Origin of the sequence: Verrucosispora sp. WMMD573, from assembly GCF_027497175.1 — a bacterium.
GTDB lineage: Bacteria > Actinomycetota > Actinomycetes > Mycobacteriales > Micromonosporaceae > Micromonospora.
This window is the reverse complement of the sequence record NZ_CP114901.1, coordinates 3151752-3175434: the sequence shown is the minus strand read 5'-3', so window position 1 is coordinate 3175434 and position 23683 is coordinate 3151752. Positions and strand designations below refer to the sequence as shown.

The 23683-nt window shown below is 70.0% G+C and carries 25 protein-coding genes and 5 tRNA genes; 13 read left to right on the top strand and 17 right to left on the bottom strand.

The window, feature by feature from the left end; all coding sequences use genetic code 11:
* Positions 1 to 162: 162 nt before the first annotated feature.
* On the bottom strand, positions 163 to 525 hold the full coding sequence (locus O7601_RS14660) for a cyclic-phosphate processing receiver domain-containing protein (RefSeq protein ID WP_281566678.1): 363 nt from the start codon (positions 523 to 525) through the stop codon (positions 163 to 165).
* A 110-nt stretch (positions 526 to 635) separates the two neighbouring features.
* Here O7601_RS14660 and O7601_RS14655 point away from each other — a divergent pair, with 110 nt between their 5' ends.
* Positions 636 to 1334 (top strand): hypothetical protein, encoded by a 699-nt coding sequence (locus O7601_RS14655; RefSeq protein ID WP_281566677.1) that lies wholly within the window; start codon positions 636 to 638, stop codon positions 1332 to 1334.
* A 227-nt stretch (positions 1335 to 1561) separates the two neighbouring features.
* Here the strand turns inward: O7601_RS14655 and O7601_RS14650 are convergent, their stop codons facing one another.
* Genes O7601_RS14650 through O7601_RS14640 form a run of 3 tightly spaced genes read right to left on the bottom strand, consistent with a single transcriptional unit; the run spans position 1562 to position 2731 of the window.
* Positions 1562 to 2200, bottom strand: coding sequence for a hypothetical protein (locus tag O7601_RS14650; RefSeq protein ID WP_281566676.1), 639 nt, complete (start codon positions 2198 to 2200; stop codon positions 1562 to 1564).
* Positions 2193 to 2606: a hypothetical protein gene (locus O7601_RS14645; protein WP_281566675.1), complete on the bottom strand. Its 414-nt coding sequence runs from the start codon at positions 2604 to 2606 to the stop codon at positions 2193 to 2195. Before O7601_RS14645 ends, O7601_RS14650 begins: the two co-directional genes overlap by 8 nt.
* The gene (locus O7601_RS14640; protein WP_281567107.1) at positions 2606 to 2731 is read right to left on the bottom strand and encodes a hypothetical protein; all 126 of its coding nucleotides are present in this window, start codon (positions 2729 to 2731) and stop codon (positions 2606 to 2608) included. The genes O7601_RS14645 and O7601_RS14640 overlap by 1 nt, the downstream gene beginning before the upstream one ends.
* Before the next feature lie 136 nt (positions 2732 to 2867).
* Here O7601_RS14640 and O7601_RS14635 point away from each other — a divergent pair, with 136 nt between their 5' ends.
* Positions 2868 to 3647, top strand: a complete 780-nt coding sequence (locus tag O7601_RS14635) for a GNAT family N-acetyltransferase (protein WP_348650253.1) — start codon at positions 2868 to 2870, stop codon at positions 3645 to 3647.
* Between the two features lie 638 nt (positions 3648 to 4285).
* On the opposite strand, the gene O7601_RS14630 is transcribed toward O7601_RS14635, so the two are convergent.
* Positions 4286 to 5071 carry an aminoglycoside phosphotransferase family protein gene (locus tag O7601_RS14630; RefSeq protein ID WP_281566926.1) on the bottom strand — a complete coding sequence of 262 codons (786 nt, stop codon included), beginning with the start codon at positions 5069 to 5071 and terminating at the stop codon, positions 4286 to 4288.
* Positions 5072 to 5206: 135 nt separating this feature from the next.
* On the opposite strand from O7601_RS14630, the gene O7601_RS29485 reads away from it, so the two are divergent.
* Both O7601_RS29485 and O7601_RS14620 read left to right on the top strand, forming a co-directional pair.
* Positions 5207 to 5713: a GIY-YIG nuclease family protein gene (locus O7601_RS29485; RefSeq protein WP_348650262.1), complete on the top strand. Its 507-nt coding sequence runs from the start codon at positions 5207 to 5209 to the stop codon at positions 5711 to 5713.
* A 47-nt stretch (positions 5714 to 5760) separates the two neighbouring features.
* Positions 5761 to 6009 (top strand): helix-turn-helix domain-containing protein, encoded by a 249-nt coding sequence (locus tag O7601_RS14620; protein WP_281566672.1) that lies wholly within the window; start codon positions 5761 to 5763, stop codon positions 6007 to 6009.
* Between the two features lie 342 nt (positions 6010 to 6351).
* Here O7601_RS14620 and O7601_RS14615 read toward each other — a convergent pair whose 3' ends face one another.
* From O7601_RS14615 to O7601_RS14605, 3 genes are all read right to left on the bottom strand, one after another.
* Positions 6352 to 7077 carry a DinB family protein gene (locus O7601_RS14615; RefSeq protein WP_281566671.1) on the bottom strand — a complete coding sequence of 242 codons (726 nt, stop codon included), beginning with the start codon at positions 7075 to 7077 and terminating at the stop codon, positions 6352 to 6354.
* Between the two features lie 51 nt (positions 7078 to 7128).
* Positions 7129 to 7203: transfer RNA gene (locus tag O7601_RS14610), tRNA-Val, on the bottom strand.
* A 39-nt stretch (positions 7204 to 7242) separates the two neighbouring features.
* Positions 7243 to 7315: transfer RNA gene (locus O7601_RS14605), tRNA-Gly, on the bottom strand.
* 155 nt (positions 7316 to 7470) lie between these two features.
* Here O7601_RS14605 and O7601_RS14600 point away from each other — a divergent pair.
* Positions 7471 to 7716 carry a DUF6458 family protein gene (locus O7601_RS14600; protein ID WP_281566670.1) on the top strand — a complete coding sequence of 82 codons (246 nt, stop codon included), beginning with the start codon at positions 7471 to 7473 and terminating at the stop codon, positions 7714 to 7716.
* A gap of 89 nt (positions 7717 to 7805) precedes the next feature.
* On the opposite strand, the gene O7601_RS14595 is transcribed toward O7601_RS14600, so the two are convergent.
* The 5 genes from O7601_RS14595 to O7601_RS14575 form a co-directional block, all read right to left on the bottom strand.
* Positions 7806 to 9026: an FAD-dependent monooxygenase gene (locus O7601_RS14595; RefSeq protein WP_281566669.1), complete on the bottom strand. Its 1221-nt coding sequence runs from the start codon at positions 9024 to 9026 to the stop codon at positions 7806 to 7808.
* A complete protein-coding gene (locus tag O7601_RS14590) occupies positions 9023 to 9619 on the bottom strand; it encodes a PadR family transcriptional regulator (RefSeq protein WP_281566668.1) in 597 nt (198 codons plus the stop codon). The genes O7601_RS14595 and O7601_RS14590 overlap by 4 nt, the downstream gene beginning before the upstream one ends.
* A gap of 124 nt (positions 9620 to 9743) precedes the next feature.
* A tRNA-Val gene (locus O7601_RS14585) sits at positions 9744 to 9818 on the bottom strand.
* 16 nt (positions 9819 to 9834) lie between these two features.
* Positions 9835 to 9905 (bottom strand) — tRNA-Cys (locus O7601_RS14580).
* Positions 9906 to 9939: 34 nt separating this feature from the next.
* Positions 9940 to 10012 (bottom strand) — tRNA-Gly (locus O7601_RS14575).
* Positions 10013 to 10187: 175 nt separating this feature from the next.
* Here O7601_RS14575 and O7601_RS14570 point away from each other — a divergent pair.
* Both O7601_RS14570 and O7601_RS14565 read left to right on the top strand, forming a co-directional pair.
* Positions 10188 to 10790: a TetR/AcrR family transcriptional regulator gene (locus O7601_RS14570; protein ID WP_281566667.1), complete on the top strand. Its 603-nt coding sequence runs from the start codon at positions 10188 to 10190 to the stop codon at positions 10788 to 10790.
* 61 nt (positions 10791 to 10851) lie between these two features.
* A complete protein-coding gene (locus O7601_RS14565) occupies positions 10852 to 11427 on the top strand; it encodes a TIGR03086 family metal-binding protein (protein WP_210939635.1) in 576 nt (191 codons plus the stop codon).
* A gap of 58 nt (positions 11428 to 11485) precedes the next feature.
* Here the strand turns inward: O7601_RS14565 and O7601_RS14560 are convergent, their stop codons facing one another.
* Positions 11486 to 12388 carry a hypothetical protein gene (locus O7601_RS14560; RefSeq protein ID WP_281566666.1) on the bottom strand — a complete coding sequence of 301 codons (903 nt, stop codon included), beginning with the start codon at positions 12386 to 12388 and terminating at the stop codon, positions 11486 to 11488.
* A gap of 176 nt (positions 12389 to 12564) precedes the next feature.
* On the opposite strand from O7601_RS14560, the gene O7601_RS14555 reads away from it, so the two are divergent.
* A complete protein-coding gene (locus O7601_RS14555) occupies positions 12565 to 13233 on the top strand; it encodes a 50S ribosomal protein L11 methyltransferase (RefSeq protein WP_281566665.1) in 669 nt (222 codons plus the stop codon).
* Between the two features lie 9 nt (positions 13234 to 13242).
* On the top strand, positions 13243 to 14490 hold the full coding sequence (locus tag O7601_RS14550; protein ID WP_281566664.1) for a cytochrome P450: 1248 nt from the start codon (positions 13243 to 13245) through the stop codon (positions 14488 to 14490).
* Here the strand turns inward: O7601_RS14550 and bioD are convergent.
* Together bioD and O7601_RS14540 are read right to left on the bottom strand one after the other, a co-directional pair.
* Positions 14442 to 15179 carry a dethiobiotin synthase gene (bioD, locus tag O7601_RS14545; protein ID WP_281566663.1) on the bottom strand — a complete coding sequence of 246 codons (738 nt, stop codon included), beginning with the start codon at positions 15177 to 15179 and terminating at the stop codon, positions 14442 to 14444. The genes O7601_RS14550 and bioD overlap by 49 nt on opposite strands.
* Positions 15167 to 16303: an 8-amino-7-oxononanoate synthase gene (locus O7601_RS14540; RefSeq protein WP_281566662.1), complete on the bottom strand. Its 1137-nt coding sequence runs from the start codon at positions 16301 to 16303 to the stop codon at positions 15167 to 15169. Before O7601_RS14540 ends, bioD begins: the two co-directional genes overlap by 13 nt.
* 162 nt (positions 16304 to 16465) lie before the next feature.
* Between O7601_RS14540 and bioB the strand changes: the two genes are divergently transcribed.
* Genes bioB through O7601_RS14525 form a run of 3 tightly spaced genes read left to right on the top strand, consistent with a single transcriptional unit; the run spans position 16466 to position 18166 of the window.
* On the top strand, positions 16466 to 17461 hold the full coding sequence (gene bioB, locus O7601_RS14535; RefSeq protein ID WP_281566661.1) for a biotin synthase BioB: 996 nt from the start codon (positions 16466 to 16468) through the stop codon (positions 17459 to 17461).
* Positions 17461 to 17658, top strand: coding sequence for a hypothetical protein (locus O7601_RS14530; RefSeq protein ID WP_281566660.1), 198 nt, complete (start codon positions 17461 to 17463; stop codon positions 17656 to 17658). The genes bioB and O7601_RS14530 overlap by 1 nt, the downstream gene beginning before the upstream one ends.
* A gap of 4 nt (positions 17659 to 17662) precedes the next feature.
* A complete protein-coding gene (locus O7601_RS14525) occupies positions 17663 to 18166 on the top strand; it encodes a GNAT family protein (RefSeq protein ID WP_281566659.1) in 504 nt (167 codons plus the stop codon).
* Positions 18167 to 18674: 508 nt separating this feature from the next.
* Here O7601_RS14525 and O7601_RS14520 read toward each other — a convergent pair.
* The gene (locus tag O7601_RS14520; RefSeq protein WP_281566925.1) at positions 18675 to 21524 is read right to left on the bottom strand and encodes a glycoside hydrolase family 9 protein; all 2850 of its coding nucleotides are present in this window, start codon (positions 21522 to 21524) and stop codon (positions 18675 to 18677) included.
* 553 nt (positions 21525 to 22077) lie between these two features.
* Between O7601_RS14520 and O7601_RS14515 the strand changes: the two genes are divergently transcribed.
* Positions 22078 to 23646, top strand: a complete 1569-nt coding sequence (locus O7601_RS14515; protein ID WP_281566658.1) for an aldehyde dehydrogenase family protein — start codon at positions 22078 to 22080, stop codon at positions 23644 to 23646.
* The last annotated feature ends 37 nt before the right edge of the window (positions 23647 to 23683 follow it).

The following is a 23683-nucleotide window of genomic DNA, read 5'->3' as shown; positions in this document are numbered from 1 at the left end:
GAGACGGCCAGCCTCGGCTGCGCCTGCGATATGCCCGCTGAAGATCTGGACCCCACTGGCTGCCGGGCTCCCAGCGGCCTGTCATCGCCGCCTGGACAGGCATCCGGGTCTACCGCCCGTCCGAGTGTGGCGGCCGTCGGACGGGCGTTCGACCCGGTCAGCTCACGCAAGGCCGTCGAGATAGCCGACGTCGGTAGACCCCGACGCGACGCGGACGCGATACCCCCAGTGCCGCAAGACCTGGACGATCTTCGCGGCACCGGCCGGGTTGGCCGAGTGGACGTTGATGACGCCGACGTCAAAGGGACGCTTGTCGAAGGCGGACCGCTCCAAAACCTCCACGACCGGCCAGATCGTGTCATCCCCACCGAGATCGTGGTCCAACCACAGCTCGTCCAAGCGCCGGTCCCGGTACCGACCGAGAAGTTCAACCCCGGCGACGCTGGTACGGGCCACCTGGGCATTACGGCCATCCACGAACGAACGAAGATCATCGACCAGCACGATCGTTCGGCGGGCATCCACGCAATGATAATGACTGACAGCACCGCGATGCGACATCCGGATTTGCCGCCGACCGGGCGTCAGGGGGGTGCGGCGGGTGTCTACCGGTGGCGACGCGCGGACGTGCCGAGTTGAGTGCGTTCGCCAGAGCTCACGTAATCTCGTCGCTGCTCGAGCCGTGGGAGGTCTCCGCGCTGGGCATCGTCCGGACCATCGTGGGTGGAGGCGAGCTGAACATGGGCACTGATATCGCTGGTGGAGTAGAAATCCGCCCGCACGGTCGTGGCTCGCCGTGGCTACTGGCCGATGTCAATCCGGACGCCCTACCTCGCCACTATGATGCCTTCGGGCTGCTGTTCGGCGTACGAAACTTCGCCGGGTTCGAGCCCGTTGCGCCCGGCCGCGGTCTACCGGAAGACGCCAGCCCGGAGCTGCTTGGCCTCCGGTTCGGGGACAGCGAACACGGTCACACGTGGGTGTCATGGACGGAACTGGACCACATTGACTGGAGCGCACAAGCTCCCCGCGTGGACGACCGGATTCACGAGTACAGGCTGACAAGCGAGGGGCCGCGCCTCGTTGGCAAGGCCAGCGGTCATGAGCATCACTGGCGCGCGGTGGCCGGCGAGCATGCCGATTTCAAGGGCAGCGCCTACCCGGAGGGAACCGAATGGCGTGCCGGCGATCGGCTATGGCGGGTGGAGCGCCTCTCCCACAGTGACGTTCTACGCGCCGACCCTCAGTTGCGGGCACTGCTGGACACCATGCGTGATCTCGCCGAGCGGTACGGCGGCGACAACGTACGGCTGATTGTGTGGTTCGACAGTTAGCAACTGGCGGCCTGTACCTCTACCTCGGGCATCCGCCCTTGCCGCCGTCCGAGCGCTTAGGGTCGGCCACCTCGGACGTGGGTGGCCGATCCGCCGCCGTCGTGCCGTCCCCAGCGCCTGGCCGGCGGAACCTCTGCACATCTGGCGTATCTGCCTCGGCATGAAGTTGGCTCCGGCAAGATTTTCGTAGCCGGAGCTCGCCATGGCGTCCTGACCCGGTGACGGGCTCAGACTTCCTTATTGTCGACCCAGCGACAAAACGGGTCTGTCGTGTCGTCGTCGCCCATCTCGGCGGGCTCCGCCACGATCTCCAGCCCGGTCGCCGGGGCGGTGGCACCGAAGGTGCGGTGCAGCCAGTCCCGGTAGGGCGCGTTGACGATCTCGTGGTCGGCGTCCCACGGCTCGGGCGGCGCGCTGAACTCCTCGTTCCAGCAGATCTCCCGGTAACCGATCGCCAACAGCCGCAGAAAGTCGACCGCATCGTCGGCGAGCACACACGTCATCATGGAACCGCTGCCCGAACCGAGATGAACGGTCCTCACCTGTCCCTGACCGTCGCGCCACAGCGCGGCCATCGAGCCCTCGCCACCGGTCTGCGCGAACGGCCACAACCGTGCAGCCGCATCCGGGACCGACTCGTCGAACCAGGACCGTACGTACGACAGGGTTTGCTCGGCGGTGTAGCCACGCAACTCGATCGAGGTGCCCACCCAGCCGTTGTCGCTCAACGAGCCGTACAGGTCCCCGTCGTGCCCTTTCACCACGAAACCCTGCTCGTCAACCCAGGCGAAGAGCAGGCGCAGCGGCTCCGGCAGGTCGAATCCGTCCGGCACCCGGGCCAGCGTCGTCTTGAGGAAGTCACCCACGCCCGGCAACGTACGAGATCACCTCGCCCTCCCACATTCCCAACCGCACTGCACGGTCGCCGACGTGCATGGTGCCGCCGACCAGTTGGCCGACCTCGTCGTGCTCCGGGTTCCAACCGCTCAGCACTCCCGCGATCACCGAGGCGAAGGGCTCCTCGCCGGAGGCGTCCCGCCCGACCCAGCGGCCACCGTCGTAGTCGTAGTCGTAGGCCGACCGCCAGCCCTCGTCACCCGGAGCCGTCGGCACGATCGCCAGGGACCAGTCACTGCGCCCGTCGAACAGCAGGCCACGGCCGTCGTCCACGACGAGGTGGACCGGCCCGGTGGTGAGATCGACCGGGTCACCGGGCCAATGCCAGGCCAGCCGCGTGACCGCGGCCAGGCGGCAACCGATCAGCATGTCCATCAGAACTCGTCCAGAAACCCGTCCCGCCACCGACCGAGAAGCTCGACTCCGGCAGCACTCGTCCGAGCCACCTCGACGTCGCGACCGTCCACGATCGAACGCAGGTCATCGACCAAAACGACCATTCGGCTGGCACCCACACGAGAATCATGCCCCCCGCACCCCATGACCCGCCATCCGGATCTGCCGCCGGCCGTGCGCGCCGGCCGACGGGGAGACGCTCGCGCTCCCTGACCGGTGCAAGACCGTCCCGAACTGCCGATGAGCGGACCGCCCGGTCGGACTCACTCTTTGATCCCCGACCAACACCCTTGGCATCGAAATTCATCGAGGCTTGGCTCGTCCGTAACGCCGCAGGCGCCCATACCCGGGGGGTGCCCGGCCGTAGCCGGCACGCGGCGATCGCTGATTGGCGATGATGGAGCCATGCCACTCCTCGTCGACCCTGCCCTGCCCGCCGGGTCCCTCCGGACCACCGGCCAGCCCTGTCTTGGCATCGATGAGCACCTGCTCCTACGGCCGTGGTGCACCGCCGACGCCGCGACGGTGCGGGCCGCGTTCGCATGCCCCGACATACAACGGTGGCATGTACGCCGAATGGACAGCGACGACGAAGCGCACGGCTGGATCGCGCACTGGGCCGGACGGTGGGCGAACGAATCAGACGCCAGTTGGGCCATCGTCCGCAGCACCGATGATCAAGTCGTCGGTCAGGTCGGTCTTCGGACGATCATGTTGTCGGAAGCGTCAGCGCAACTTTCGTACTGGGTCCTGCCCGCTGCTCGCGGGAGAGGTGTCGCCGTACGCGCCGTCCACACGCTGACATCATGGGCGTTCGGCACGCTGCGGATGAACCGGCTCTTCCTGGTCCATTCGACCGCCAACTCGGCGTCATGCCGGGTCGCGCACAAAGCCGCGTTCGGCATCGAGGGCACCCTACGCGGTTACCTACGACACGCCGACGGGTGGCACGACGTCCACATACACGCGCGGCTGCGAACCGACGCCGGCACCCCTCCAGATCCTGGCTGGGGCGCATAGCCGATCGGCGACAGAAGCGGGTTCTGCACGGCGGAGAGAACCTCAGCGTGGCGCTCATCTGCCGCCGTCCGCTCGTGGCCGTGGCGGTGACGGCCATGCGGGGCTTCGGAGTGAGTGTCGTTCGCCAACGCTACGCGCTTGCGGTGAGCGCCCATCGTCGCCGTCCTCAGCGCGGTGTCAAGATTTCGGCGATCGAAGCAGTTCCTCGTATGGACAGACCTTCGTACATGGTGATCGCCTGACCAGAGCCGGACGCTACGCACCGTCCCGCCGAGCCAGCCCGAGTTCCGTACGGACGTGCCGAGTAGTGGGCGTCCGGCCGGGCATCGGGTGGCATTTCGGCGACTGAACAGTCGTCGGATGGACGAAAATAGGGCCTCCGATCGTCGTCGGACCTTGCCATCGATCGGCGCGACCGCGACTCGCCAGCAACACGTTGGCAGTGTGTCGCACACCCTGCCGAAAGCGTCACGCAACCTGCCCCGGCAGAGTTGACGTCGGCTGAACGCGACCTACGGCACCATCAGGTAATGCCGGTACCGCTCGGTACCCTCGGTGATGGAGATTGCGGACACCCCGCGTCCGACCGTGCCGAGTTGAGCGCGTCCCCAGTTCAGTTCATCGCTCAGGTCTCTTGGTTAGTTGCTGAAGGTCTGCACCAGACGGCGGCACCGCTCGGGATCCTCGGTGAGACCTGCGCGCAGGCCCCAGAGCCAATAGTCGACTGCCCGGAAGACCACCCAATCTCGCCCGTGGTCAACGCCGAACCCGGCCGCCTCCACCACGTCCTCGAAGTGACTCACGATGCTCCTCCGACCGGGCATCTCGTCGATGCGGGTCCAGAGCACTCGGGCGAGGTCGAAAGCGATGTCGCCGCGCATCAGCACAGGGTCTACCGTCGACCAGGGTCCCCTGACCCCTCGGAGAACCTGCGCTGAGTGCAAGTCAGCGTTAACCGCAAGCGCCGACTCGGACCGCCGCAAGGTTGATCCCGCGACCACGGCCTGACGGAGGAAGGACTCGTCGAACGGCCTGCCTAACTCCAGCCACTCCTGTCGTAGGGCCGCAGCTCGCCTATTCGCGACATCCGCGGTGCTGACCACGTCGATGGGGGCCGGCACCGCCAGGCGTCGCATCATCGCGCCAAGGACCACCATCGCCTCGCGGGCAGGTACATGCAGCAGCGATCGGGTGGAGTCCAGCTGCTCAAGCAGCATGGCCCCGGTACCCACGTCGGCGTCAACGAGTTCGACGGTGCCCCGACCGTCCCAGAAACGCAATGCCCTCACCTGCTCGGCGACTTCGTCTCCAGGCGGTGTCAAGCGTAGAACGAACATGGAGTCACCCTGCCGGACGGGGAAAACGAGAGCGTTCGACCCGTGAACAGGCTCACCAGCAATCTGAAGCCTCCACCTGCGACACATCACCGACGCGATACCCGGGATGCTGTCTAGCCACGATGGGTCGGTCCACCATCGAGGCACCCGTCTAAAAGAGTCGGGAACCTGGATGCTTCTCGATAGCTCCCTGGCCTCTTCCATCAAGCGTCCCCTCGTACACTGCCGGTCGAGCTCAACGCTGCCGTCAAGCGGCTCAGCCGGGGCAGCGGTGTCTACGCCTGGTGGGCTGCCCCGTCGGTCCTGCCCGATCTCCCCGGGCTGCCGAATGAGAACGTCCCGTCGTTACGGCTGCTGTACCTCGGACGGGCGACCAGCCTACGAGGACGGATCCTGCGCAACCATCTGAGGCGTTCGGGCAGCTCGACGCTGCGCCGTACCCTGGCCGGGCTTCTGGTGTCCGAGAGCTACCGGACGACCTGGACCGACCGGGTCGTCCTGGTCCCCGAGGACGAGGCGCGGCTGACCACGTGGATGCACACACACCTGCGCTTGACATGGGCGGAGGACCCGGAGCCGGGGACCATCGAGACCGAACTTGTCCGGCGGCTGCACCCGCCGCTGAACGTCCACGGCGTCGACCCCGAACACATCCAGCCGGCCGTAGTCGCCGCAAAAAACTCATACAACGCCAGCAGCCGCCCGGCCGATCCTCCGCAAACGCCGTAACTGGCTAGCGACGGGCACGGCTTTCGCGCTCATGCCGCCGACCGAGCGTGACTGAACGTGATGTTCTGGCGGTCGTGGCCGTGGAAGGCATCAGCCCCCGCATGCTCACCCGGACGTTACGCACACTGGAAAGCGACGGCCTGGTCGAACGGGAAGTCTTTCCGACGTTGCCGCCGAGCGTCGAGTACCGGGTGACACCACTCGGTGTCAGCCTTCTAGAACCACTCTCCGCACTGGCCGGCTGGGCGGTCGACCACCATGCCGAGATCGCTGCCGCACGTCAGGGACCCACCTAAGACATCACGCGACGCACTCTTCTGGCCGCGTTGAGGGCTCGCAGGTACGGCGAATCTCGTCGTCTTCGATGAAGGTGGGCATTAGCCTGCTGACCGCCGCGTCACGGGTAGCGGCTCTCGACGGCGTGCCGACCGGCGCGTTCGCCGTAGTCAAGGATGACAGGGATCCGGGCGGAACCGGACGACGGATCGACCTTCCGGTCGTCTGAACTGCTGGCTACACCCACCCGCACCAGGCTCTCTCTCCGACACCCGCTGTAGTCACCCTTGGGGACGTAGCGGTCTTGGCCGCAGCGACACCGGATCTCTCGGGAGGTGCTCGGCAAGCTCAGAGTTCGATCATCAACCCGGTGAAGACCCCTGGTGTGACAGCTTGTCCAGGTCACGCTCGCAGAACCGGTGGTGTTCCCATTCCTCGTTGAGCACAGTGCCGAGGCATTGCCGCACTGTCCGCCCCTTGGCGTACGGGGGCCACCTGTCGTCGTCCGGGACCGGCGCGGTCTTCGCGAGCTGATCAGGCGTGACCTCGGCCAGCCATGTCTCGATCGCTGAAGCCTGCCGGACTCGTACGGCGAGCACCTCGTCGAGGCTCGGTTGGGCGGACGGGTCGAGCCCGTCCTCCTGGGCCGAGACCAACGGTGGACCCAGTCCCATGGCCGTGAACGGCTCGGTGAGCCCGAGCATGCAGCGTCGGAACCAAGAGTCGTGCACGAAGACAAGGTGGCGCAGGGTCTCGACCATGGACCACTCGCCGTCGACGCCGCGGTGTTCGCTGTCCTCGGGCATGGACCGAACCCGCTCGGTAGTCCTCGCCCAATTGTCGCCCAGTTGCTGCCAGGCATCTCGCAGGTCGGCCGGCTGATCGGAGCGGATCAGCAGCCGCACCGGGTGACGACGGTCGAGTTCCGCCTCGACGTACGACATCACTTCGACCCCGTTGACCACAAGATTGGTGACCAGGCCGTCGATCTCGGCGTTCTGCATGACCACGCCGACTATCCGCGCTCTACTCAGGTCGCACTCGCGGAACTCAGCGTCGGTGAGGTCCTCATCGTGGAAGCGTCGCATACGAACAGGCTAGGTCGCACCGCACACGCTAGGCCCGGACCCAAACTGTATTGGTGGGCGATACTGGGTTTGAACCAGTGACCTCTTCCGTGTCAAGGAAGCGCGCTCCCACTGCGCCAATCGCCCGTGGTGCACCGGCGACACCAGCAGGTGCGCCGGACCGCGAGCGGACGACGGGATTCGAACCCGCGACCCTCACCTTGGCAAGGTGATGCGCTACCAGCTGCGCTACGTCCGCCTGCTCCCGTCAAGCGCCGGGAACGGGGCCAACTGTACCCGATGGCAAGATCGCCGGGGGCGCCACCCCCGGGTCCACCGTGATTGCGCCGCTAATCCCCCGGGTACAGAACTTCCCCGACAGCACACCGCACCCCCCGGACAAAGGAGGCTGTCATGGGTATCGGCACCAGCATCTTTCTGTTGGCGCTCGGCGCCATCCTCACCTTCGCGGTCAACGCCAGCATCGGCGGGCTCGATATTGACGTGGTCGGCTGGATCCTGATGGCCGCCGGCGTGCTCGGCCTGATCCTGACGACGCTCGTCTGGGGCCGCCGTCGCCAGACGGTCGCCACCACCACGGAGGAGCCGGTGGAGTACCGCCGGGTCGAGGAGCGGCGGGACGTCGCACCGCCGATGTGACCGACTGCGGGTGGTGGCGGCCACCCTCCGGAGGGTGGCCGCCACCGCCACGCGTCGGCGTCCCGGCGCGGCACGCACAGCTCGTCGACTCAGGAACGGCCGGCGGCCAGTTCCGTGGTGACCGGCGCGTCCCAGTCGATCCGGTAGCGCTGCTCCGGGCCGAGCGTTCGCTCCGGGTCGAGGAAGGTACGCAACGCCAACGGCATCATGAGCCGCATCATTCGCTTCGCGATCGGGCCGACCGTCTTGGTGGAGGTGGTCTGCCGTCCGCGCCGGAGCACCTTCTCGACCCGCCCACGGCGCAGCCGCTCGTACGCGTCGAACGCGGCCGGCACGTCGGAGTGGTCCCGCAGACAGCGGGCCAACTGCACGGCGCTCTCCACGGCCAGCGACGCGCCCTGGCCGGAACTCGGTGACGGCGCGTGCACCGCGTCACCCACCAGCACCATCCGACCGCCGTACCAACGCGGCACCGACGGCATGCTCTCGATCGATCCGATGGCCACCAGGTCGTCCGGCTCGGTGTGGGCGAGCACCTGCCGGGCCGGCACGTCGTCGGCGAACACCTCGCGGAGCCGGTGCAACCACTGCGACCGTGGGATCTGGCTCGCCTCCGCGTAGCTGGTCGGCCGGGGCTCCGGCACGTTGGCAAACCAGGCGGTGCGACCATCGGGCTGCACCCAGTAGCCGAAGAAGGCACGGGAACCGAAGACGAAGTACATCGCCTCCGGATCGGCGTCGGGCACCGCGTACCGGGCCGCGCCACCGAGGTTCAGCAGTGGCAGCACCTGCGGCCCGGGCGCCTGCGGGTCGATAAGGGTACGCACCCGGGAGCGGATGCCGTCCGCGCCGATCAGCACATCGGCGCTGGACGTGGAGCCGTCGGCGAACCGGGCAAGGACGCGGTCGCCGCGCTGCTCGGCGTCGACCAGGCGCTTGTCGTACACGATTCGCACGCCCTGCGCCTCGGCCCGTTCGCGCAGCACCCGGGCCAGGTCGTCGCGCCACAGCCCGAGCGTGACCGGTTCCACCGCCACGTGCGGAAAGGCACCGATGCGTCCCCCGCGACCGTCGGTCACCACGGTCCGTCGCATGGGCAGCCCCACGCCCTCGACGGACCGCGCGGCCTCGACCCAGCGCAACGCGGCAAGCCCGTTGGGCGCCATGGTCAGGGTGACTCCGCTCCCCTCGGCCGCCGACGGGTACGCCTCGTGGACGGTGGCCTCGATCCCGGCGCGGGCCAGCGCCATCGCGGTCACCGGCCCGGCTATCCCGCCGCCGATCACCAGCGCGGTTCGGACGGCTGTCATGCGCGACCCCCCATGGTCTCCTGCCAGGACTTCGCATAGTCCGGCTGCTTGAGTGACTCGATCAGCTCGGTGACGAACCGGCGCTCGGCCTCCAGCAGCGCGAGCGCGTACTGCTCCTCGACCAGGAAGATCCAGGCGACGCCGTCGGCGCGGGCCTCGTCCATGGTCGTGCGGGTCTCCTCGATCCGGCCGGCCAGCGCCGCCGACCGGCGACGCAACACCTCGACCGCCTCGTCGGGCGGGAGCAGGCTGAGCAGCGACAGCGCGACGGCGAAGTGCGGATATTCGTCGCGGGGCTGGGCGAGCAGGGAGCGCAGCCAGTCGTGCACCTCGTGCCGGCCCTCTTCGGTGATCGCGTACACCGTGCGCTCGGGCCGGGCGCTGTCCCGGACGGTCTCCTGCGCGGCGACGAATCCGGCCCGGGCGAGCTGCTCGACGACCATGTAGAGCGAGCTGCGGGTGTAGCGGATGTGCCGGTCCTTGCCGGTCTGCTTGAGCCGCCGGCCCAACTCGTAGGGGTGCATCGGCTCCCACAGCAACCAGGCCAGCACGGCCAGGGCCAGCGGGTTGGGCACTCTCCGACGTCGCTCCACCACAACTCCTTAGTCAGTGCTGACTATGCAGGACTGACCAATAGAGCGTCAACCCGCTCCCGGGGTGTGACGTGGACATGCGAAAGGCCCGCTACCGGATCTCCGGTAACGGGCCCTCATCTGCTGGTGGGCGATACTGGGTTTGAACCAGTGACCTCTTCCGTGTCAAGGAAGCGCGCTCCCACTGCGCCAATCGCCCTTGCCTGTTCTTACCGAGGTGGGGACGGGATTTGAACCCGCGTACACGGCTTTGCAGGCCGTTGCCTCGCCTCTCGGCCACCCCACCGAGGTTGCCCCCGTCACGCGTGGCGGCAGCTCCGAGCGGACGACGGGACTCGAACCCGCGACCCTCACCTTGGCAAGGTGATGCGCTACCAACTGCGCTACGTCCGCACGCCCCGGGCATTCCCGGTGACGGATGAGAACTCTAGCCGAGCGGTGGAACGGATGCCAAATCGGGCTCCCGTCCCGGCGAGTCCGGAACTGTCCGGCTTCCGACTGTCGCAAGCCGGATCAGCAGGGGTTTGGTGACCGGCCGTATCCGCCTCGATCGGATACGGTGACGGGCGTGACGAGACGTGCGGCCGAGATCCGCCTGGATGCCCTGCTGCGCACCGCATGTGACGTGATCGGGCAGCGCGGGTTGGCGAACACCCGCACTGCTGACGTCGCGCAGGCCGCCGGGGTGAGCCAGGCACTTGTCTTCTATCACTTTGCCACGAAGGAACGACTACTCGCCCAGGCCTTCGCGTACGCCGTCGAGCAGGATCTGGCCCGACTCGACGCGGTCACCCGCTCCAGCGCCCCGCCGCTGAGCAAGCTCCGCCGCATCCTGCGCCTCTACACCCCGGCCGGGCGTGCCACCTCCTGGTCCATGTGGATCGACGGTTGGGCGGAGTCCCTGCGTACCCCCGAGTTGGAGAAGGTCTCCCGCAAGCTGGACCTACGGTGGCGGCAGGACCTCGCCACGGTGATCGCCGACGGGGTCCGGGAGGGCAGCTTCGTCTGCACCGACCCGGCCGGCGCGGCCTGGCGGATCAGCGCCGTGATGGACGGCCTGGCGGTGCAGCTCGCGGTGCACGACCGGGTGATTTCCCGCCGGCAGTTCGCCGAGTGGGTGCGCCTGGTGACCGCCCGCGAGTTGGGGCTGGACCCCGAGCAGCTGGACTAGCCGCGACCGACGCCACCGAATCCGGCGGGTTACCCGAGCCACCGGCGGGAACAAAGGCGGCATGGAGCTGCTGAAGACGTACCGGCGCAGCCTGGCCGAGTTCACCGACCGGGTGGAACAGGTGCACCCCGGACAATGGTCGGCCGCCACCCCCTGCCCCGGCTGGGACGTCCGCACACTTGTCAATCACGTGGTCAACGAGGAGCGCTGGAGCGTGCCGCTGCTGGCCGGACGCACCATCGACGAGGTCGGCGACCGCTACGACGGCGACCAGCTGGGTGCCGACCCGATCCAGACCGCCCGTGAGGCCGCGGCGCAGGCCGAGGTCGCCGCGACCAGCCCGGGGACCCTGGACCGGACGGTGCACCTGTCGGCCGGCGCCACCTCCGCCGAGGAGTACCTGCACCAACTGCTGGCCGAACACCTCGTACACGGCTGGGACCTGGCGGTGGCGATCGGCGCGGACCCGACGATGGACGCCGACGCGGTCGCCGAGGCGGCCCGCTGGTACTCCCGCCACGTCGAGGACTACCGGAGCAACGGGCTCGTCCAGCCCGAGGTCGAACTGCCCGCCGGGGCCGGTGAACAGGACCGCCTCCTGGCTGCCTTCGGCCGCGACCCCGACTGGGCCCCGTGACGTGACCGGACGCCACGGTGGGGACGGACGGCAGCCGCCCGCCCTGCTGTGGCCCAGGTCAACTCAGGTAACCGCCGTCGCGGGGAACCGTCCGCCACCGGCTGCGCGGGTCCGACCGCCGTTCCCAACGGCCGGGCGTCGGACCGCCGGCGTCGACCGCGGCCTCGGGCTCCCGAGTCAGCTGCCGCAGCCGCAGCAGCAGGCCCACCCCGAGGAAGAGCAGCAGACCGCCGAGGAGGAAGGCCACCTCGGTCAGACCCAGCCCGCTGCCGGTCTGGCTACCGGCCGCATCGGCGTCCGGCGGGTCGGCCGCCCCACCCGCGTACCCCGCGTCGTCGGCGGGGTCGCTCTCCTCCTCGGTCGGATCCACCGTCGGCACCTCGACCGGCTCCTCCGTCGGGTCCACCGTCGGCACCTGGGACGGGGTGGGTGACGCGGTCGTGGGGCGGGCTTCCGCCCCCCGACCCACCACCTCGCGGGTCGCCGTCTGACGGGACAACAACCGCAGGTTCCGGTCGTACGCCTCAGCGGCAAGGCTCACCCGCCCCCGGTCGACGTCCCGGTCGAACGCGATCCGGTACTTCGCGGTGACCGTACGCCCCGGGCAGAGCGTGCCCGGGTCGAGCTGACGGTCGGTCAACCGTGCCGCGTCACCCTCGGCGCGCACCTCCACCGGGAACGATCCGGTCTCCTCGATCCGATCCACCCGGACCTGGTCCAGTCGCAGCCCCTGCACACCCAGCACCAGGGACCAGCGCACCTTGATGCAGTCGCCCTGGTCGTCGCGGGACACCACGGCGGAGACCGTCGCCACCCGCCCACCGGCGGTGAACTGGTCCGGCAGGCCGCCGAGTTCGGTGGCGAACGCCGCGTGCGCCGGCGCGGCCATGGCGAAGTCCACCCCGGTGAGACATGCCAGCGCCACCCCGATCCGTAGCGTGTAACGCCACAGCCTCTTCACGATCCGTCCTCCCGTTGGTCGCCTCCATTGGCAACGCTAGGAGCGCGGGAGGCCACCCGGTAGACGGGCGTGTTCGCACGTACCGTGAAGCGAGATGCCCGATTTCACGTACGGTAGTGAACCGTTCACGGCGCACCCGCGACACGCCGAGCCCGGTCCCGGTGGACAATCACCGGATGTCCGCCCTCTCCACCGCCTTCGTCCGGCTGCATGCCCGACTCACCCCCGTCGCGTTCGTACCCGAGGTGCGGCTGCACCAGGCGGACGAGCCGATCGGGTTGTGGGAGCTGACCGAGGGCGAGTTCCGTAGCGACCGACCGCCACCGTTCTGGGCCTTCGCCTGGGCCGGCGGCCAGGGCCTGGCGCGCTACGTCACCGATCACCCGCAGACCGTCGCCGGCCGCCGGGTGCTCGACCTGGCCTCCGGTTCCGGTCTGGTGGCCATCGCCGCCGCCCGGGCCGGCGCGACCGCCGTCCGCGCCGTGGAGGTAGACGAACTTGCCGTCGCGGCCGTCGCGCTGAACGCCGAGGCGAACGGGGTACGCGTCGACGCCGAACTCGGCGACATTCTCGACGGCGACGCGGGCGACGCCGAGGTGATCCTGGCCGGCGACGTCTTCTACAGCGGGGCGATGGCCAGCCGGGTGCTGCGGTTCCTGCTGCGCGCCACCCGGGCCGGGGCGTCGGTGCTGGTCGGCGACCCGGGACGGGCCTTCCTTCCCCGGGGACGCTTCGACGAACTCGCCGCCTACGACGTGCCGGTCAGCGAGGCGCTGGAGAGCGTACGGGTGAAGCGCACCACGGTGTGGCGGTTGCGCGCCGGGCGGCCGGAGGCGGCCGACTAGCGTGACGCCGTGCTGTTCCGCAGCTGGGAGCAGGTCCCGGCAGAATCCGGGGCCGGCGTCGGCCACTGGCCCGAAGTGGCCCGGGTCGCCGACCACGTGGGCGTCGAGCACCTGCTGGTGACCCGACACGCCCTGGTCCGGCAGGTGCTCACCGACCCCACGACGTTCCGACCCGACAACGCACTGGACGCGGTCACGCCGATGCCGGTGACCGCGCTGCGGGTGCTCGCCACCCACCGGTTCCGGCTACCACCGACGCTGGCCAACAACGCCGGCGTCAGCCACCCGGAGATCCGTGCCCTGGTCACCGAGGCCCTGCACCCGACCCGGGTGGCCGCCCAACGCGACTGGCTGGCCACGCTGGTCCGGCAGCGGGTCGCCGAGCTGACCACCGCCCTGGACACCGGCGCACCTGTCGACCTGCATGCGGGCCTCGCCGCCGACCTGCCGCTGCTGGTCCTGGCCCGGCTGGTCGACCTGCCCGACGCGCCCGTCGCGGCGGTGAAGGAGTTCGCCCGCGCGGCCCTGGAACTCTTCTGGGCGCCGCTGGACGTCGACCGGCAGCACCGGCTCGCCGTCGAGGTGAGTCGCTTCCACCGGCTGCTGCGGGAGTTCGCGGCCAGCGGCGACGGCCTGGCCGCGGCCCTGCGCGCCGCCGGGCACCCGCCCGACGTGGTCGTCGGCGCACTGTTCTTCCTGCTGGTCGCCGGCCAGGAGACCACCTCGCAGTTCCTCACCCTGCTGTTGCACCGGCTCACCGGTGAGCCGACGGTGCTCGCCGGGCTGCGCGACGGCTCGGTCGACGTCGCCGACGTGGTGGAGGAGGGGCTGCGGCTGGAACCGCCGATCGTCACCTGGCGGCGGGTCGCCGCCGTGGATACCACGCTGGGCGGGACGGGAGTGCCGGCGGGCACCAGTGTGGTGTTGTGGCTGGCCCGAGCCGGACGGGACCCGGCGATCGTCGAATCACCTGACGAGTTCCGCCCGGGGCAGCGCGGGTCGCGCCGGCACCTGGCCTTCGGGGCGGGCGCGCACCGCTGCGTCGGCGACCAACTCGCCCGGATGGAAGCCGCCACGCTGGTGCGCGAGGCCGCGCCGCTGCTGACCGGGGTACGCGTGGTGCGCCCACCCCACTACCCCGACAATCTCACCTTTCGGATGCCCGACGCCTTCGTCGTTCGTCGTCCGCCGCTGACCGGCGCCGCGGCTCAGGTGGTTTCGTCGGCCCAGGCGCGCCAGTCGTCGAGCACGCCGTAGAGCGCCGGGGTGAGCCAGCCCGGCGCGGAACGCCGGAAGACTCCCGGGTCCATCGATCCGGCGCCGGCCGGCAGCGCGCCGAGCAGGTTCGGCAGCAGGTCGCTGAGGTTCGCCCAGTGCACCAGTTCCGGCTCGGCCGGCCAGGCGCCGATGACCACGCCCGCCGGCACGGCCCGCCGGTCGAGGGCCTCCAGGGTGAGCGCGGTGTGGTTGAGGGTGCCCAGGCCGGCCCGGGCCACCACCACCGCCGGAGCGCCCAGTGACACGGCCAGGTCGGCGATCGTCCACGGCTCTCCCGACGGCCGCAGCCCCATCGGTACGAGCAGTCCACCGGCACCCTCGACCAGCACCAGATCGTGTTTGTCTGCCTCTTCCCGCACCGCGTCGACCGCGTTGTACAGCTCCAGCGGCGGCAGCTCGGCCACCCGGGCGGCGGCCAGCGGCGCGAGTGGGTCCGGGAAGCTGGCCAGCGTACGGCCGGTCATCGGGGCGGCCAGCCGGGTGACCGTCTCGACGTCGGCGGGGTCGCCGGTGGCCGTACCGGTCTGGCCCGGTTTGACCACCGCCACCCGCAGCCCGGCCGCCTGCGCCGCGGCCGCGATCGCCGCGGTCACCACCGTCTTGCCGACCTCGGTGTCGGTGCCGGTGACCAGCACCGGTCCGCGCCACTGATCCGTCATGGCGCACATTCCACGATGACCTCCAGGGCGTGTTCGAATTCCGCCCGCGGCACCCCGGCGCTGATCGTCAGGCGCAGCCTCGGCCGGCTGTCGGGGGTGGAGGGCGGGCGGAAACAGCCGACCGCCACTCCCCGGTCCCGGCAGGCGGTGGCCCACGCCGTCGCTGCCTCCGGGCCGGGTGCGGTGACCGAGACGACGGCGGCGTCGGCAGCGGAGACGTCCAGGCCGGCGGCGCGCAGCCGGCCGACCGCGAGGGCGGCCCGCTCGGCCAGGTCGGCGCGCAGGCCGACGCCGGAGCGGGCCAGCCCGACGGCGGCCTGCACCCCGGCCGCCACCACGGGCGGCAGGGCGGTGTCGTAGATGAAGGTCCGCGCGGTCTCCACCAGGTGCCGGACGAACTCGGCCGGGCCGGCCACCACGCCACCGGCCCCACCGAGCGCCTTGGACAGGGTCGCGGTGACCACCACGTCGGGTTCTCCGGTCAGCCCGGCCTCGGCCACCGCGCCGGCGCCGTCCGGGCCGACCACGCCCAGCGCGTGCGCGTCGTCGACAAGCAGCAACGCGCCGTGTGCGCGGGCGGTGGCGTGCAGCTGCGCCAGCGGGGCGAGATCACCGTCGACGGAGAAGACCGACTCGGTGACCACCACGGCCGGTCGACCCGGAGCGGCGGCGAGGGCGGCGGCGACCGCCGCCACGTCGGCGTGCGGGGTGACGACCGTCTCCGCACCGGAGATCCGGCAGCCGTCGATAAGTGAGGCGTGGTTGTGCGCGTCCGAGATCAGCAGCGTACGGGGACGCACCAGCGCGCGGACCGCACCCAGGTTGGCCAGGTACCCGGAGGAGAAGACCAGCGACCCGTCGGTGCCGAGCCAGTCGGCGAGCGTCTCCTCAAGCTTGTGGTGGGCGTCGGTGGAGCCGCGGACCAACCGGGAACCCGTCGCACCCAGCCCGTACGCGGAAAGCGCCTGTGCGGCGGCGGCAATCACCTCGGGGTGCGCGGCCAGGCCCAGGTAGTCGTTGCCGGCCAGGTCGACCACGCCGTCGGCGGCGGCGCGGGGATGCAGCCGGCGGGTCAGTCCCGCCTTCGCCCGCAGCTCGGCACGGCGGTCCAGCGCCGCCAGCCAGTCCGCCACCGCCACGTCCTTCCCGCCGGTTTCCGCCCGTCAGGCGCTTCCGCCGGGCGAAGTTACCACCCGGCATGCCCACACCGGCGTGGCGGCGTACGGCTCGCCGCGCTGTGCCACCGAGCGGCCGGGTCGGACCGGGCCGCGCGGCGGCCTTGTAGGGTACGTGCCATGCCAGAGATCCTCGACCAGGCCCGGGACCAGGTGCTGCACAACGGCGTCGGTCTCGACGAGGCCGGTGTCCTCGCCGTGCTGAACCTGCCCGACGAGCACCTCTCCGCCACCCTCCAGCTCGCCCACGACGTGCGGATGCGCTGGTGCGGCCCGGAGGTCGAGGTCGAGGGCATCGTGTCGCTGAAAACCGGCGGCTGCCCGGAGGACTGCCACTTCTGTTCCCAGTCCGGCCTGTTCACCTCGCCGGTGCGGTCGGTGTGGCTGGACATTCCTTCGCTGGTGCAGGCGGCGAAGCAGACCGCCGCGACCGGGGCTACCGAGTTCTGCATCGTGGCCGCCGTCCGGGGTCCGGATGCCCGACTGATGAAGCAGATGCGGGAGGGCGTCGCCGCGATCAAGGCCGAGGTCGACATCCAGGTCGCCGCCTCGCTCGGCATGCTCACTCAGGAGCAGGTCGACGAGCTGGTCGACATGGGGGTACACCGCTACAACCACAACCTGGAGACCTGCCGGTCGTACTTTCCGAACGTGGTCACCACGCACTCGTGGGAGGAGCGCTGGGAGACCCTGCGGATGGTTCGCGAATCCGGGATGGAGGTCTGCTGCGGCGGCATCCTCGGCCTCGGTGAGACCGTCGAGCAGCGGGCCGAGTTCGCCGCGCAGCTCGCCGAGCTGGATCCGCACGAGGTGCCGCTGAACTTCCTCAACCCTCGGCCCGGCACGCCGCTGGGTGACCGCCCGGTGGTGGAGGGCAGGGACGCGCTGCGGGCCATCGCCGCGTTCCGGCTGGCCATGCCGCGCACAATCCTGCGGTACGCGGGCGGCCGGGAGATCACCCTGGGTGATCTCGGTACCCGCGACGGGCTGCTCGGCGGCATCAACGCCGTGATCGTCGGCAACTACCTGACCACCCTCGGTCGGCCGGCCACCGACGACCTCACGCTGCTCGACGAGCTGAAGATGCCGGTCAAGGCGCTGTCGGCGACCCTGTGATGTCGGCCGTGGCAGGTCAGACCTGGTGCGACAGGTGCGGGGAGGTGGCGGCGTCCGGCGCGCACGAGCAGTGTGCGGCGGCCCGCGCCCTGGAGCCGCCCCGGTACTGCGCCCGGTGCCGACGCCGGATGAAGGTGCAGGTGCTGCCGGTCGGCTGGTCGGCGCTCTGCGTGGAACACGGCGAGATTCGGAGCTGAGCGGGTGCTGCGCGGCAAGGCGGTGACGCTACGACCGGCGACGGCCGCCGACGTGCCCGCATTGGCGAGGATCCGCGCCGAGCCTGAGGTACGCCGTTGGTGGCGCGGCGGCGACGACCTGGTCGCCGCCGTCGAGGCGGACCTCGCCGAGGAGGGCGTCTCGGTGTACGCCATCGAGCACGGCGAGCGGGTGGTCGGCGCGATCCAGTGGCACGCCGAGGACGACCCGGATTACCGGCACGCCGGACTGGACATCTTCCTCGACCCCTCGGTGCGCGGCGCCGGGCTCGCCGGGGACGCCATCCGCGTCATGATCCGTCACCTGATCGACGTGCACGGCCACCACCGCTTCACCATCGACCCGGCGGCGGCGAACACCGCCGCCATCCGCGCGTACGCCAAGGTGGGTTTCCGGACGGTCGGGGTGCTGCGCCGCTACGAGCGTGGCGAGGACGGCCGCTGGCACGACGGCCTGCTGATGGACCTGCTCGCCGACGACCTGCGCTGACGTCACGCCCGGCCGGACTCGTCCGGGCGGAGCCTGCTCTCCTTACCCGACGCGCTGCTCCTGACAGACGGTGACATTCCACCCCCTCCCGTCACCCACACTCGCACGCTTTGCTCTGCTTCAATCGACGCAACGCTCACCGAAGGTGACGGCAACCGTCGCCTGCCTGCTCTTCAGTCGATATGGAGCCCCTGCTCAGGCGCTGTTGCGTGGGTTGAAGCAGAGCAAAGCGTGCGAGTGTGGCAAAGGTCCGACGCCGCCCGTGCCACACAGAGTGAGCATCGCTCGCTGTGTCCGACCTGCCGGAGGCGTCCTCAGCCACAGGTCGGCCTGCACACCGCACTGCCAGCCACAGATCGGCCGCCGCGCAGCGGGTCCGGACGCAGCAGCGCTCCCGAGCGGACGCCTCTGCGCTGGCATGTCACACAGGAACGATCGCCCTGTGTGACATGCCAGCGTGGAGAGCTGTACAACGGCTAGGCTCCGACCGGGTGATCCAGTCGTCGCGTCAGCCGATGGTGCAGGTGGCGCCGTTGAGCGTGAACGTGGTGGGCTTCGGGTTGCTGCCGGTGTGCGTGCCGTTGAAGCCGATGCCGACCGACGCGCCCGGCGCCAGGTTGCCGTTGTACGACATGTTGGTGGCGGTCACCGCCGCGCCTGCCTGTGCGTAGGTGGCCGACCAGCCCTGGCCGACCCGCTGCCCGGCGTTCGGGAAGCTGAACCCCAGCGTCCAGCCGTTGATCGCGGTCGTGCCGGTGTTGGTGATGGTGATGTTCGCGGTGAAACCGGTGCTCCAGTCGTTGGTGCCATAGGTGACCCGGCAGGGCGACGTGGGCAGCGGCGCCGAGGTGGTCACCGTCACCCGCGCCGAGGGCGACGAGGCGTTTCCGGCCGCGTCTATCGCGACCACGTAGAAGGAGTACGTGGTCTCCGGTTGCAGGCCCGTCGCCGCGTACGTGGTTCCGGTGACGGTGGCGACAAGCACGTCGCCCAGGGCCGGCCCCCGGTAGATCCGGTACCCGGTCACCCCCACGTTGTCGGTCGACGGGGCCCAACTCAGCGTCGCACCGGTCGTGGTGATCGACGATGCCGTCAGCGAAGCCGGCGCGCTGGGCGGCACGGTGTCACCGTCGTCGACCGCCGGGACAGTCACCGTCAGCATCGGCGACGCGGTCGAGGTGTTGCCGGCCTTGTCCCGGGCCTGCACGGTGATCTCGTAGGTACGCGCCGGGGACACGTCGAGCACCAGCGAGTTCGTGGTGGAGGGGTACCAGCTGTAGGTGTCGCTGCCGACCACGTGGGTGTTGACGATGTAGACGTCGATCCCGCTGCCCGCGTCGGTGGACGCGGCCCAGTTCAGATTCACCGAACGGGAGGTGACCGAGGTCGCCACCGGCGTGCCGGGGGTGGTCGGCGGCGTGGTGTCCGCGCTGGTGGCCGGCTCCTGCCCCCACACCCGCTGACCGGCGACGTAGAGCGGCACGTTGCGGTTCGGTCCGGTGGTGGTCTGGAACGACGGATCGTCGCTCGGATCCCAGGGGACGCCCTCGGGCACACCGATCTTGAACTGCACCTCCATCCGGTGCTGTGACTGGCCGGCCGGAGCGATGGTGTGCCCGGTGCAGTCCACCTCCACGTACCAGAGGTCACCCTGGACGTTGCGGGCGGTGCTGGGCGCCGGGCAGCCCTGGGTGTAGCCGGGGGTCACGACCAACGGTGAGAGGCCGAGCCCGGGCACCCGGACGTAGTAGCGAAACTTCGCGTCGGTCAGCGCCCGGGCCGGGAAGGCCGACTTGTTGTAGATGATCGCCTTGATGCCGGTGGACCGGGCCTCGTTCTGCATCACCGTGGTCTCCACGGTCAGCTCGTCGATGTCGGGCTGCTCCGGGACCGGGAAGTTGGCCAGCGGGGTGCCGCCGTACTCCTGGGACAGCCGGGCCAACGCGGAGGTGAAGCCGGCGTTGTAGTCGGTGGCGACCTCGTTCATCACGTAGTCCGACCGGTCGTCGGTGTACGCGTCGTTCGGCGAGGACGGCCCGCCCACCAGCGCGCCGTAGAGGGTGTGCCGGGTCTCGGCGGGTACGGTCATGCTGTCCCACCAGGAGCCGTGCGCGGTGCGGTGGTGCGGGTTCTTCGGTGGGTTGGTGCCGAAGCCGATCACGTAGCTGGAGTTGCGTGGGTTGTCGCCGAGCGCGTAGTTGATCTGCCGGACGGCGAAGTCGTGGTAACGCGCCTTGCGGGTCGCGTCGGTGGTCTTGTCGCTGTAGACAAGCGCGGCGAAAGCGGTGTTGGCGGCGTACCGCAGGGCACCCCACGAGTCGAGTACCGCCATCCCGCCCGGCGAGTACCGGACCCGCTCGCCGTTGACGCCGACGGTCCAGAAGTCCAGCCACCGGTTGGCGTCGTCGACGTACTTCTGCTTGCCGGTCAGGTTGGCCAGCAGCACGTACGCCCCGAACTGCTTGTTGTCCCAGGCGACGGTCCACTTGTACGAGCGGGTGGTGGTCTGCGGCTCGGTGCCGAGCTTGTCGTACTCGCTCTCCGCCTTGGCCAGGTACGCGGCGTCACCGGTGGCCCGGTACAACCAGATCGCACCCCAGCACAACTCGTCCTGGTAGCCGCTCCACGAGCGGTAGAAGCTGGTCGCGTCGGTGATGCACTCGTGGTAGTTCTTCCGCACCGTGTCGGCGAAGGTGTAGAGCTGCTTCGCGTGGGTCAACAGCTTTTCGGCGTACGCGGCGTCGGTGGGCCGGAACACCATGGACGAGGCGGCCATCGCGGCGGCGGTCTCCCCCGCCAGGTCCGCGCCGCCACAACTCGCGTCGATCTTGTACGCGGGCCGCGCCATCGGCATCACCTCGGCCGGCCCCCACCACTTGTGGTCGGCGTCGCCGTTGCCCACCTGGCCGTAGAGGACGTTCGGCGACGGGTGTGCCTTGATGAAGTAGTCGTTGACGTAACGCAGGTTGTTCAACAGGTGGGTGAGCTGGCCGGAGGCCGCGTACCCGGCCCGGTACTCGACCGCACCCCAGGCCAGCATCGTGGCGCTGAACGCCATCGGGAAGCCGAACTTCACGTGGTCACCGGCGTCGTACCAGCCGCCGGTGAGGTCGAGTCCGACGTCCGAGCCATCGCGGAGCGCCGAGTCCCCGCGCCACGAGACGCGGTTCCAGTCCGGCAGTTCGCCGGACTGCTGCGCCTCGTAGAACAGCAGGGACTTCTGTAGCGCCTCGGCATAGTTGAAGGCCGGCGCTGCGGCGGCCACGGCACCGTCGGTCGGTGCGGCGGCGGCACCGGTCGCGGGTACACCGAGCGCAAGCGCGAGGCCGGCGGCGAGCGCGGTGACGGCGGCCAGCATCCGGCGGGGCCAGGGCTGGTCGAGACGGTGGCGCGGCAAGGGCCGCTCCGGCCGAGGTCGGTTGCCGAGGACGCGGCCCGACCGTGGGGGTAGATGCATGCGACTGCTCCTGTCGATGCGTGCCCGACGGCATCGACCGACGCGTGCCCGCGTCGGAGTGGACGGCTGCCGGCGGTGGTGGTGGCGAGGTGGCTCCATCAGGACCGGGAGCGCTCCCATGGATGATTGACAATGTAATCCCGGGCACCGTCGGTTGGGAAGCCCGCCCGGCGAAGCCGTCGGGCGTTGCCACCGCCGAGGAGCCGCGACCATACTCACCAGTAACAAAGGGGGAATGTTCACACCATCGATGTGCAGCGATATCCGGATAGGAGATCAGCTGGTGAGGGCGTTGATCGCGGAACAACGCGAAACGTCCATTGAGGTGTGAGCAACCCGGGTGTCCTGTGATGCGGACGGTACTGTTGCCGTCGCACTGGGCGGCACGCGACAGTACGCGGCACCTGGCGGCGCCCCTCGGTGGCCGCTCCCCCGCCCACCTGAGGAGATCGCGATGGCTCTTCGACTCGCCGACGGAACCTCCTGGCCAGACACCCTCACCCGGGCGGTGGCCGCCACCGGTGAGGCGTTCGACCACGAGGCCGGTGGCACCACCACATTGCGAAACCTGGTCGGCGGCGAATGGCGCACCGGCGGCACGCCCACGCCGACGCGTACGCCGGTCGACAACAGTGTGTTGCTCGACCTACCGCGGCTGGACGCAGCGACCGCCCGCGAGGCGGTCGCCCACGCCGCCGCGGCCCACGCCGCCTGGGCCGACACCCCGCTGGACGAACGCAGGTCACGGGTCACCGACGCCCTGGACGCCCTCACCGACCACCGCGACCTGTTGGCCCTGCTGCTGGTCTGGGAGATCGGCAAGCCGTGGCGACTGGCCTGCGCCGACGTGGATCGGGCCCTCGACGGGGTGCGCTGGTACGTCGACGAGATCGACCGGATGCTCGCCGACGGCCGTGCCCCGCTGCCCGGCCCGGTCAGCAACATCGCCTCGTGGAACTACCCGATGAGCGTGCTGGTGCATGCCGAAATGGTGCAGTTGCTCGCCGGCAACGCGGTCATCGCCAAGACGCCCTCGCAGGGCGGTGCGGTCTGTCTCACCGTCGCACACGCGCTGCTGCACCGCGCCGGACTGCCCGCCACCCTGCTCTCCGGCAGTGGCGAGGCACTGTCCGAGGTGCTGGTACGGGCACCGGAGATCGGCGCGGTCGCGTTCGTCGGTGGCCGGTCCAACGGGGGCAAGGTGGCCGCCGCGCTGCTCGACTCGAACAAGCGCCACTTCATCGAGCAGGAGGGCCTCAACGCCTGGGGCGTCTGGAACTTCTCCCAGTGGGACCTGCTCGCGGCCCATCTCAAGAAGGGCTTCGAGTACGGCAAGCAGCGCTGCACCGCGTACCCCCGGTTCGTGGTCCAGCGGGACCTGGTCGACGAGTTCCTCGACATGTACCTGCCGGTGGTCCGCTCGATCCGCTTCGGGCACCCGCTCGCGGTCGACGAGACCTGGCAGGCCGGAGAACCGTTGCCGGAGCTGGACTTCGGCCCGCTGATCAGCTCCGCCAAGGCCGACGAGCTGCACCGCAAGGTCGACGAGGCGGTACGGGGCGGCGCCGTCCCGTTGTACCGGGGCAAACTCGACGGCGCGCCGTTCCTGCCCGGGCAGGACACCTCGGCGTACGTCGCGCCGTCGGTGCTGCTCGCCCCGCCCGGCCGGTCCCGGCTGATGCACGCCGAGCCGTTCGGCCCGGTCGACACCATCGTCGTGGTGGACACCACCGACGAGTTGCTGGCCCAGATGAACGCCTCCAACGGCGCGCTGGTGGCCTCCCTCGCCTGCGACGACACCGACGAGGCGGCGAAGCTGGCGGTCGACCTGCAAGCCTTCAAGGTGGGCATCAACCGGCCGCGCTCCCGGGGTGACCGGCAGGAGCCCTTCGGCGGCCGGGGCGCCTCCTGGAAGGGCGCCTTCGTCGGTGGAGACCTGCTGGTCCAGGCCGTCACGGTCGGCGCGGACGACCACCTCTACGGCAACTTCCAGGACCGCACCGCCCTGCCCCCGAACATCTGACCGCAGGTGACCGACAAGCACGCGGTGGGCAGGACCC